Consider the following 11,819-nt stretch of genomic DNA (forward strand, 5'->3'; position numbering starts at 1 on the left):
GTTACTAGGCTTTACTATGCTTTGCTAGACTTTACTAGGCTTTACTTTACCTTCCATATAATATCCTCAATCATACACCACATCAGAAGGCAAGTATTTCAAAAATCGACTAGGCGTAGTTTCTCTATTATAAGGGCCACCGGTTTTACTATACGAAATGTAAAGCTCTTTTTTCGCCCTTGTTAAGGCTACATAAAAGAGGCGCTGCTCTTCTGATAAGCGCCCTTCTTTTAAGGCATAAAAGCTAGGAAAATTATTATCTGTCATGCCCGCTAAAAAGACATAGTCAAATTCGCTCCCCTTGGCCTGATGAATGGTAATAATAGGGATACGCGTACTATTTTTAATCCGTCGATCTGGCTCACCAGCTGTAAGCGCGGCCTCTTCTAAAATCCGCTGCAAACAATCGCGCCCACCTAACGCTTCATTAGTCACTTCTAAGTCTAACAGTATGCGATACAAGTCGCGAATATGTTCTACCCGTTCTACTTCATGACGGCCTTTATAGTACTCAATGACGCCCATATCATTCATAATATAGGCCAATAATTTAGTTGGTTTTTCTGTCATACTCTTGCGTCGTAAGGTGGTCATTTGAGACGCAATAGTTCCAAAGGCCCCTTTATAACGCACAATAAGGGCTCGTCTTTGGTCCACTGTAGGCACAATATTTTCCTTTAAAATATAGCGCAACAATAAGCCTGTCGCGCGAATATCGTCCATCGCATTATGGGTTGGCTTATGATTAATAGGAAAGTGCTCGCTCAAAAAGCCCAGTTTATGATTAGGTAGTCGCGGGTAAAAGCGCCTAAACATGTCCAATGTATCATATACGGCGGCAAATTCCGGACGGCCTAACTTATGACGGTGCAATTCGCTAGTAAAAATATTCACATCATAGCTCACATTATGACCTACAATAATAGCGCCTTTAGTAAATTCTAAGAAATCTTTTAATACCACCTCAGCTGGCTCACCGCGCTCAGCTAAAATTTCATCAGTAAACCCATGCACCTCGGCAGAGCGGCCCACTGACTTAGTAGGACGAATGAAACGTTCAAATATCTCGCCCTCTGAGCCATCGGGATTCATGCGATATGCCGCAATTTGTATAATTTCATCACGCGTTGTATCGGTACCCGTACTTTCCACATCATAGATAATAACCTGCCCGTTGGCAAGGCCCTGAATTAAATGATCATAGGGTTCTCGTTCAAAAATTTGCATATCTAAAAAATCAGTAAGTCGAAGTCCTAATGTTCTAACGGCTTCGCTTTCTAATTCTTTTATACGAGCCTCACCAATCCCTGATACATACCGTTTTACAAGACGCTTCACACTTAATGCATCATTCGGATTAAGGAGCAGTTTAAAATAGGCCATCACATCTTTAATCTCTTGGCGGCGGAAAAATTTAAATTCATCAATAATCATAAAGTCTCGCCGCTCTTCAGGAGACAATTTCATATTGAGATTTTCAAAGAAATGGCTCAAATTTTGTGCCTGCTTATTAACCCGCACAAGTACCCCTACAGAGGCCTCTTTAGGTAAACTACGGATTGTATCAAAAATAAATGCCCCTTCTTTCCACTCTGTAGGCGCCTGATGGACTACAATCGGTTTGCCTTCGTCTTCACTGGCCGCATAAGGGGCCTTTTTATAAAATTTGCTGATTAAGCTAGGAAACATATTCTGTAGTACAGTAAAGGACGCATCAAAAAGATGGCGATTGGCTCGATAATTCTCATAAAATACAATAATTTCTGGATTGAATTCCGCCTCATACATGGCTAAGAACTCTTCTGGATTGGAGCCACGCCATTCATAAATAGTCTGAAAATAATCACCGCACAGCAAGATATGATTTCCTGGCCATAATTGCTTCATAACAAGACCTTCCAAATCACTCGTATCTTGCATTTCATCTACGCAAATATAGGAATAGCGTTCACGCCAGCGCTGGCAAATGACTGGATTTTGAAATAAGCGATGTACGCCTGTAATCAAATCAGTAAAATCAACGCCATGAAGCTGACCTAAGCTTTGTTCATAGGCTACTAATTGTTCGTAACCATGAAGAATAAATTCCTGAAAATCATGTTGTAATAATTGCCCCGTACCAAAAAATCCTTCTAATTCTTTATACTTTTCCTTCTTAAGACGAGCAATGGTTGCTTTATAATCAGCGGCGCTGTCATCACTATAATACCCATATAAGGAACGATATTCTTTGACAAAACTAATGAGCCCCGCATAGGCAAAGGCTTTCATGCTCATAGGCCGTAAGGGCGCTAAGAGTTCATCGCAATCTTCCTCATCATAAATGGCCATATCTGCATATAAGCTCTCATCACGCTTGCTTTCTTCTTGCAAAATTTTATAACAAAAACTATGAAATGTGCTCACTTCTACCGCACGCGCCGCTTCCGCCATGGAGACGACCTTAGTATCTACCGTCTCAGCCTGCTCAGCGTGAGAGCCTATGTCCTTGCTCTTAGTCTGTGGCGACTCCTTAGCACTTACAATAGAAAGAATGCGCTCCTTCATTTCCCGGCAAGCCTTATTCGTAAAAGTTAGACAAAGAATGTCTTCACCTTTAGCTGCCCCACTTTGAATAATATGTGCGACACGATGAGCCAATGTATTTGTTTTGCCCGTTCCAGCTGAAGCAAGGAGCAGAATATTCTTGTCTAAAGTCTTTACTACCTGCTGCTGTAATTCATTTAGCTGTTCCAATAATTCACCCTCCTCTAGCAAGACTACAAATTAACTCCTGCACATACTAAAATTGGTAGCCACCATTGTAGCTACCAATTTATATGCATATCTAACTACATGCCATGTTGCCATAAGGCCATAGCAATAACAGGAATAGGCCCAAATAGAGCGCTTAATGCCCACATGCCAAGGCCCATGTCCATTGGGATATGGAAATAGTTAACTGCAATGTAGTAGGCCGCATAGCCTGTAATTAAATGAATGGCTACGCGTTTAATAGTAAAGTAGGCAATTTTAAAAATCATGTAAATCGCCACAAGGCCTACACCAATTTGTATTATAAAATCTAAACCCATAGAAATCCTCACATTTCCCGGCGATTCACTACGGCACCGCCTAATGTCAATTCATCAGCATATTCAATGTCGCCACCTACTGGTACGCCACGAGCAATGCGGGTCACCTTAATCCCTGTAGGCTGTAATAAGCGAGCTATATATAAAGCCGTTGCTTCCCCCTCTACATCAGGGTCTGTCGCTAAAATCACTTCTTGTACAGTTTCATCGCGAAGTCGAGCAATTAATTCTTTAATGCGAATATCTTCTGCCCCAATGCCTTCAATAGGAGATAATGCACCTTCTAGTACATGATATACCCCTTTATAATCGCCACTGCGCTCAATAGCCATAACATCACGAGATGTTTCCACCACGCATATGGTGCTATGATCTCGTTGTTCATTGGCACAAAATTGACATGGGTCTTGTGCGGACAAATTGAAGCAAATGGAGCAGCGTTTAGTTGCTTCCTTAGCAGCCTTGATAGTCTCTACTAAATCATCCACTTCTTCAGCTGGTAATTCTACTAAATGATAGGCTAAGCGTCGCGCTGACTTTGCCCCAATGCCTGGTAAGCGTCGCAATGATTCTACGAGCTTTTCTAATGCATTTGTCATATTAGAATAATCCTGGAATATTCAAGCCGCCTGTTACTTTACCCATTTCCTGAGCCATCATATCGTCTACTTTGCGACCTGCTTCATTCACAGCAGATACGATAATGTCTTCTAACATTTCTACATCTTCTGGGTCAACAGCTGCTGGGTTGATTTGAATGGATTGAACCACTTTTTCACCATTCATTACCACTGTAACAGAACCGCCGCCGGCAGATGCTTCTACAGTGCGTTGTTTAAGTTCTTCCTGCATTTTTTGCATATCTGCTTGCATCTTTTGAACTTTCTTCATCATACCTTGCATATTGCCCATACCTTTATTAAACATTCGATTGCCTCCTTGTAAATACAATTAATTATTATATATTATACCCTATAACCGATTACTTTGTCATAAGGTTCCTTTTTATTCAATCATAGTATTGTTGCTACACACAGTCTTAAATCTCATAAGCCGTGTGCCACCACGACCATAGATCGCTCCCACTAAGATTTACGGCTGAGCTTCAGTCTCAAGTTTATGAATGAGGGGGAGTCTCATCGTCCTCATCAGGGATGATTTCTACATATATATCATTGCCTTCTGCAGCGGCCGTAGTCAACGCACCTAATAAAAGAGGATTATTGCGTTCCTCCTCCGTGCTCTGGTCAGGACTCCACTTAGGTAGGTTTTCTAAGGCCTTTCGATTGATGCCTTCCACCATCTCATCACTGCTATTAGTCCCCGTATTTATAGGCGACGCTGGTGGATTAGGCTGCGTAGTCATCGTGACCATATTACTACTAGGATCTAATCCTGCTTCAATTTGAGCACTGCCGAAATCATCAATAATATCAGCCCCTGGTGCTTCTGGAGTCAGTCCATAGGGCGTATCCTGTGAATCAGGACTTACGGTCAAGGCAGGACCCGAATTCGTTCCCACATTACGCTTAGCTAGTGCTGCCAAGGCGGCTTGTTTTGCCATTTCATGATTAGATTGAGCTGCTGTCCCTTGAATTGGTGGTGCTCCCATGACAGCGTTCTCGCCTTGCATTGGCGGCGTACTCATGGTGGCGGTTCCCCCTTGAGTTGACAGCGCACCCAGAGCAGAGCTTCCCCCTTGAGTTGGTGGAGCTCCCATAACAGAGTTCTCGCCTTGAGCTAGCGGCGCAGTCATAGCAAGATCGTTTTCCTTAGCATGACCTACACTGGACACTGCCGCGGAAGGCGCTCCATGGTGCATAGGGGCCACCTCTGGAGCCACTTGTCCTTGAGTACCACTCGCTTTATGATGACTACCAGAACCAAATAAATTTTTTAACGCCTCTCGATAGCCTTGGTCTGTCGGACTATTATGACTAATTACTTGCACCGATAGAGGACGTCCTACTACATGGAGCAAAGCCTCTTCTACTTCACCTAAGCGCGTTGCTGAGCCAGCAATACTAATTAAGCTAGGTCCCTTAAAAACAAACACTGCATGAGTTTCATCCAAATAACTCATAGCAGACATACTAAAGAAACTGCGTGTCATTTGCCAATTCTTTTTCTTTGTGTACTCAATGACTTTTTGCCATATATCTTTATATTGACTAGGATGAACCACTTGTTGCCCTAATATGATAGCCATATTTCCAGGGGTTGATAAAATTTGCTTTTTACCTTTACCAGCTTTACCCCCTGTATGACTGTTATTATTAGCAGTTGGTGCACCATTACCGGCCAGACGTTGCACGCGAGGTGGCTGCATACCAGGTACGGCAGCAGTACCGCCATTCATCATAGTCCCTGCTGAAGCCGGCACACTTGGCAAAACGCCGCCTGAAGGATGATTCCCTAATGTAGCACTTGGAAGCTGATTTTCTAATGCATCACCTGGGAGTTGATTTCCTAAAATAGTACCGGGGTTACCAGACATAGGACTTGTTAAACCACCTACTGGCTGCGCTGTATAGGCTCCATTCATAGGTCCTGCCTGTGCCCCTTGGTGAACCGGAAAATTACCGGACTCAACCACTTGCTCTAATTCAGCAATACGTGTAGCCAATGCATCGCGATCAGCCCCTAAATTTCGCTCGATGGCAGCAACTCGCTCTTCCACATCGGCCCCATCAGATTGCACCCGCGCGCAAAGCCCTAAGAGTCCCATTTCAATAACGATACGAGGATTATCAACCCGTTTAGCATCATTTAAGACCTGCTGCAATTCCTTTACATAATAGTTTAATTCATCAATACTCACACTACTTGCTTGTACTGTAAAACTTTCTTTAAAGGGTGTATACAAACTTAGTTCTTCCGCATTAGGCATTACTTTTTGAATCAAGAGGGCCCTTACATGTTCTATGAGGGCTTCTAAAATTTGACGACTATCGCGCCCTTCCATAAGGGCTGTCTTAGCGGCTACTAACACATTAGCACCATCTCCAGCACGCAAGATATCAAAGAAGGAAATAATCCACTCCTTGCTCACTAAGCCAATCATAGTTTCCACGGTACTCGCCGTAATCGTATCAGATGTCATGCCTGAACATTGGTCTAAAATGCTGAGCGCATCACGTAACCCGCCATCTGCATGAATAGCAATTAATTGCGCTGCCTGCGGGTCTAAGGATATATTAGAGGCCTGAGCCACCTTCAATAAATGAGCACTAATATCTTCTGCTGTAATGCGTCTAAACGTATAGCGTTGACAGCGAGATAAAATTGTTACAGGTAATTTATCTATTTCAGTAGTAGCAAAAATAAATAGCACATGATCTGGCGGCTCTTCAATGGTCTTTAAAAGCGCATTCCAAGCTTCATTAGTAAGCATATGGGCTTCATCAATGATGAATATTTTTTTGCGTCCTTCTACGGGTAAGAATTTTACACTTTCACGAAGAGCCCGTATTTCATCAATGCCGCGATTAGAAGCCGCATCAATTTCCATAACGTCCATGGACTGGCCATTTAAAATCTGCTTACAACTCGTACATTCATTACAAGGATGGTCAGTGGGGCCTTTTTCACAGTTGATAGCACGGGCGAAAATTTTTGCAATACTAGTCTTACCTGTTCCCCTTGGTCCAGAAAACAAGTATGCATGGGCCACTTTATCTTCCCGAATAGCCCGCATCAAGGTTTCACTCACTTGCTTTTGTCCTACTACATCGGTGAATGTTTGAGGTCGCCATTTTCTATATAAAGCTAAATAACTCATCAGCCCCTCCTTCCTACAGTCATCACATCTACTACTATTTAATACTCTCTACGTCACATTCTAATAATACATATAAAAAAAGCAGCGGTAACCGCTGCTTTCTTCTGCCTATGCAGCACTCGATTATGACAGCCTCATAGGTTCCCTTGTGGCACATGGAAGTGACCGCTTAGTGCTGCTATCTCTCGATCCTGACACGATTCACAGGCTCCCATTGCACAAGCCCCACAAGACTGCCATAATCCAGTCCTGCATTACGGCTAGCTATATCATTATATCTTAATAAAGGGAAAAATACAATACTAGGAAGTACAGCCTCTTTATTATCTTTATTATCTTTATGGTCTTTGTTATCTTTGTTATCTTTGTTATATTTATTTTCCATGTTATCCTTGTTCTCTGTATGCTCTTTGTTCTCTGTGTGCTTTTTGTTCCCTATGTTCCCTTTCTCATCTTCATTGTCTCCAGTATACTTACATATTGATTTCAATATGTATAAAATATGATTTCCCAATCTACAATTCGCTAAAAGTCCCTCGGTTTTAATTCTACAGTCTATACGAATGCGAAAAACTTGTAGTATAATATATTTTGTGCTTTTTTTATGGAAATTATAACAGTTATTAAATATTTACTTTCTTTTTCTATTCTATACGTTTTAATGAAAGGATTTATATGGATTTATTCAACAATATAATCGGTTCCATTACTGGTTTCCTTTGGGACTATATCATTATTATCTTCCTCATTGGCGCTGGTATTTGGTTTTCCATTACTACTAAGTTCATTCAAATACGAGAAATAAAGGAAATGGTCCGACTCCTAGGTGAAGGTGTGGGCACAAAAACAGAAGGTAATCGCATTTCCTCCTTCCAAGCTTTCTGTGTTAGCTCCGCATCACGCGTTGGTGTTGGAAATATTGCCGGTATTGCCATTGCTGTCGTACTCGGTGGTCCTGGCGCAGTATTTTGGATGTGGTTCATCGCCTTTCTAGGGGCCTCCACAGGCTTTGTAGAAAGTACATTGGCACAGATTTACAAAGTTCCTTCCCAAAAAGGTGGCTTCCATGGCGGTCCTGCCTATTATATTAAAGCCGGCTTGAAAAGTCCCTTCTTTGCCTTCCTATTTGCCGTACTAATCAGTGTTACCTATGGACTTATTTACAACTCCGTTCAAGCTAATACGATTTCCATGGCCTTACAAGTGTTTGAGCTAAATGGTCATATTGTAGGACTAACTGTAGCCATTCTTACGGCCCTAGTTATCTTCGGTGGCATTGCGCGCATCGCCAAACTTAGCGAATGGTTCGTGCCTCTTATGGCTGGTATTTATATTTTAACCGCTGTCTTTATTACCTTAGTACATATTACGGAACTACCACACATTTTATATCGCATCGTTACCGAAGCCTTTTCCTTTGATGCAGCCTCTGGCGGCTTCTTTGGCGCCGCCATGATGAATGGTATCAAGCGTGGCCTTTTCTCCAACGAAGCAGGCGAAGGTTCCGTCCCAAATGCTGCAGCCACGGCCGATGTAAGTCATCCTGTAAAACAAGGTCTTATCCAAAGCTTTGGGGTATTCGTGGATACCTTCTTAGTATGTAGTGCCTCCGCTTTTATCGTGCTTTTATCAGGTAATTTTGAAACCTCTGGACTTACGGGGATCGCCTTAGTACAACATGATTTATCCCTTCAATTAGGCAGTTGGGCCCCTAGTGTCATGGCCATTTTCATCTTTATGTTTGCCTTCTCCTCTATTGTAGGCAACTACTACTATGGTGAAATTAACATTGCCCATTTAACTAAAAATCCAATGTACCTCAACATATTCCGTATCTTAGTCGTCTTCATGGTATACTTTGGCTGTGTAGCGTCTTTAAATCTTGTGTGGAATCTAGCGGATCTCTTCATGGCCTTCATGGTACTCACCAACTTAACGGCCATTTTATTACTCAACAAACAATCTGAACTGGCTACCCTAGACTATTTCAAACAGAAAAAAGCAGGTATCAAAGAACCCGTATTCCACCGCGATGTATTAACTGACCGCGATGGCATTGTATGGTGGCATGAAAATGCTAAGCACCAAGACTAAATAAAAAACAAAAACGCCATAAACACTTCACTGCATCAGTCGAATATATCGAATTTGATGTGAGAAGTAGTTATGGCGTTTTTTATTTCCATCATTTATCCTTCAAATTCCGCCTTAATTGCTTTTAATGTATCAGGTGTTTCCATTAAATGTAACAAGGTTTTCACGATAATAGACGCCCCTTCTTCAATGGACGTTTTAATGGTTGGTTCAGTCATAGCCTGAGCAAATTCGATGGTATGACACACTTTATCAGCCCCTTTTAGGCGTAAGGTAGGATGAAAGGCAGGGCAAATTTTACTTACATTGCCAATATCTGAACTTCCTAGGTCAGTGGGCTTACCAGTTTTATGTGGAATAGCAAGCTCCTCGTAAACCTGCTCAATAAGGGCTGTGCCGGCCTCATTCCACTTCATGTCATCAAAGCTATTGCCGTACATGTTCATTTCATAGGTCGTCCCAGTTGCTAGGGCCGCCCCTTTTACACAATTAGTAATTTTATATACCAAGGTATCCAAATACGCCCGTTCTGTATGACGCACACAAAGTTCAAATTCCGCATATTCTGGAATTACATTCGATGCATTGCCACCATTAATAACATAGTAACCAATGCGTGTTTCTGGCCTTGTTTGCTGACGAAGCATGTCTATCGCCTGAAATGCTAAATTCATGCCATTAAGCGCATTAACACCATTCCAAGGCTCACCGGCCGCATGAGCTGGTACACCATGAAAGGCTATGCGATAACAATCAAGAGCTAAAAAGGCTGAATTAGCCCGTGATTCAACGCCATCCATATGAACCATGATAGCAAAATCATACTCATCAAATTCACCAGCCTTAACTAAATCAACCTTACCACCAGTGGCCTCCTCATCCGGTGTACCTATAATATCCACATCCATAGGTAAACCCTCAGCGCCTTCCGCCTTAAGCGCAGCATCAAGCCCTTTTAAAGTTAATGCTGCTAAGGTGCTAATAGAGCCGCTAGCACAATGTCCACAACCATGGCCAATATTAGGCAGGGCATCATATTCACATAAAATAGCCAATCTTGGACGACGTAGCCCTTTACGCCCGTGAATCATCAAACCTGTCGTAGTATCGCCTTTGATGACTTGTCCTCTAAAGGAGTGTGTAACGCCACTAAGTTCACGAGAAATAGGAATCCCTGCCCCTTCAAGAATCGAACTAATATAACGAGCCGATTGTTCTTCCTGCCCCGATATTTCTGGATGTGCTGCAAGTTCAAAATTTATATTGAATGCTTGTTCCTTATGCGCTTCTATCTGTGCCTTAGCACGTTCCCAATATGTCATACAAACCTCCTATGTCTCAATGGTTCACACATAAACGCCCTTCATTACTGCTTATTACATGTCAAAGTGCTCTGCATTGAAGCGTAGTTCACACTTAAGCCTTTTCTTCAAAACGTATTTTACACGCAACCAATAGTCTCTGTAAATTTATAACTCAATCAGTGCATAAATTCAAATGCCATACACTTTGCTTTTTATTATACTCATTTCACCTATATAAGTATACATAGAGTTTTATAAATCGCTATCAACCAATTTATTCATTGTACTATTTCGTGTTTTTCCGTCTATTTAGCAAATAACATCTTAGCGTTATTTCTTTATAGCAGATGGTATCTCCTATGAATAACCTCAAGAAATTAAGTAATTCTATCATTTCTATGTTGATATTTATACAGAAAAAAGTTATAATGTGCCTATGAATTGAGAGGAGACAGTAGTTCATTCCTATCAAACTCCTCAAAATAGTACTCATGGGGCATAAGGAGGCATATATGTTTAGCAATTTAAAGAAATTTGCATCTAAAAGAGTAGTTCTTGGTGTAACTGCTGCTTTATTAGCTGTTGGTCTATTAGCTGGTTGTGGCAATGATTCTGCACAACAAGGAGAAAAGGTACTTCGCGTGGGCGCCGAAACAACCTTCCCTCCATTCGAATTTACTGAAGGCGATAAATATGTAGGCTTTGATATCGACTTGGCTGAAGCTATCGCTAAAAAAATGGGTTACAAAATGGAATTCAAGAGCATGGGCTTTGATGCATTAATTCCAGCGCTTCAAAGTAATGATATTGATATGATTGCATCTGGTATTAATGCTACACCAGAACGCGCTAAAGCAGTTGATTTCTCCGAACCATACTTCACTGAAGGCGGCTTTGCTATTGTTGTTCGCAAAGATAACACTACCATCAATGACTGGAAAGACTTAGAAGGCAAACGTATCATCACTCAAATTGGTACTATTCCTTCTGAAATGGCCCGCAAAATTGACGGTGCTCAAGTAAAAGACGTAGATAGCAATTCCCAAGCATTCAATGAATTACAAGCTAATACAGCGGATGCTATGATTCTTGATAATGCAGTCGCTATGTATTATTTAAAACAAGGGGCTGACAAGGATCTAAAAATCACTGGTCAACCAACACAAGCTGAAGGCACTGTATGGGCATTCCGCAAAGGGGATAATGAACTTCGCGAAAAAGCTAACAAAGCACTTCAAGACTTAAAAGCTGATGGCACATACCAAAAAATTTATGACAAATGGTTTGGTTCTAGCCAGAAATAATCCTGTAAGTTAGGTACAGCGTAATAAAGTAAATTTTAAATATAAAATAAAAATAGGAGCTCTAAGAGCTCCTATTTTTTTATTTTCTACTATCTGCCATAACTCATATCTTTTGCATTATAGCGCTTATATTTTACACTATACTACTTATGCGTTACTCTATACAACTTACGCTTTCCCCTATACTACTCATGCGTTACTCTATACGACTTAGGTGTTACTCTATACGACCTATGTGTTACCCTATAATGCTTATGCTTTA

The 11,819-nt window shown here is 41.5% G+C and carries 8 protein-coding genes and 1 other RNA gene; 2 read left to right on the plus strand and 7 right to left on the minus strand.

What is annotated here, in order from left to right:
- Nucleotides 1-66 precede the first annotated feature (66 nt).
- From Q0376_RS01660 to ffs, 6 genes are all read right to left on the minus strand, one after another.
- Nucleotides 67-2,736 carry a 3'-5' exonuclease gene (locus tag Q0376_RS01660; protein WP_298703382.1) on the minus strand — a complete coding sequence of 890 codons (2,670 nt, stop codon included), beginning with the start codon at nucleotides 2,734-2,736 and terminating at the stop codon, nucleotides 67-69.
- A 95-nt stretch (nucleotides 2,737-2,831) separates the two neighbouring features.
- Nucleotides 2,832-3,074 carry a hypothetical protein gene (locus Q0376_RS01665; RefSeq protein WP_298703384.1) on the minus strand — a complete coding sequence of 81 codons (243 nt, stop codon included), beginning with the start codon at nucleotides 3,072-3,074 and terminating at the stop codon, nucleotides 2,832-2,834.
- 8 nt (nucleotides 3,075-3,082) lie between these two features.
- Nucleotides 3,083-3,673 (minus strand): recombination mediator RecR, encoded by a 591-nt coding sequence (gene recR, locus Q0376_RS01670; protein ID WP_298703386.1) that lies wholly within the window; start codon nucleotides 3,671-3,673, stop codon nucleotides 3,083-3,085.
- Nucleotide 3,674: 1 nt separating this feature from the next.
- Nucleotides 3,675-4,001, minus strand: a complete 327-nt coding sequence (locus tag Q0376_RS01675; protein ID WP_298703388.1) for a YbaB/EbfC family nucleoid-associated protein — start codon at nucleotides 3,999-4,001, stop codon at nucleotides 3,675-3,677.
- Between the two features lie 190 nt (nucleotides 4,002-4,191).
- The gene (gene dnaX, locus Q0376_RS01680; protein ID WP_298703390.1) at nucleotides 4,192-6,855 is read right to left on the minus strand and encodes a DNA polymerase III subunit gamma/tau; all 2,664 of its coding nucleotides are present in this window, start codon (nucleotides 6,853-6,855) and stop codon (nucleotides 4,192-4,194) included.
- A gap of 131 nt (nucleotides 6,856-6,986) precedes the next feature.
- Nucleotides 6,987-7,086: signal recognition particle sRNA small type (gene ffs, locus Q0376_RS01685), an RNA gene on the minus strand.
- A 444-nt stretch (nucleotides 7,087-7,530) separates the two neighbouring features.
- Here ffs and Q0376_RS01690 point away from each other — a divergent pair.
- Nucleotides 7,531-8,949, plus strand: a complete 1,419-nt coding sequence (locus tag Q0376_RS01690) for a sodium:alanine symporter family protein (RefSeq protein WP_298703392.1) — start codon at nucleotides 7,531-7,533, stop codon at nucleotides 8,947-8,949.
- A 95-nt stretch (nucleotides 8,950-9,044) separates the two neighbouring features.
- Here Q0376_RS01690 and Q0376_RS01695 read toward each other — a convergent pair whose 3' ends face one another.
- Complete coding sequence (locus tag Q0376_RS01695) at nucleotides 9,045-10,271, minus strand: M20/M25/M40 family metallo-hydrolase (RefSeq protein WP_298703395.1); 1,227 nt, start codon at nucleotides 10,269-10,271, stop codon at nucleotides 9,045-9,047.
- Between the two features lie 494 nt (nucleotides 10,272-10,765).
- Between Q0376_RS01695 and Q0376_RS01700 the strand changes: the two genes are divergently transcribed.
- Entirely contained in the window at nucleotides 10,766-11,557 is a 792-nt protein-coding gene (locus Q0376_RS01700; RefSeq protein WP_298703397.1) for a basic amino acid ABC transporter substrate-binding protein, read from the plus strand.
- Nucleotides 11,558-11,819: the final 262 nt, after the last annotated feature.

This window comes from uncultured Veillonella sp. (assembly GCF_937981445.1).
Lineage (GTDB): Bacteria > Bacillota > Negativicutes > Veillonellales > Veillonellaceae > Veillonella_A.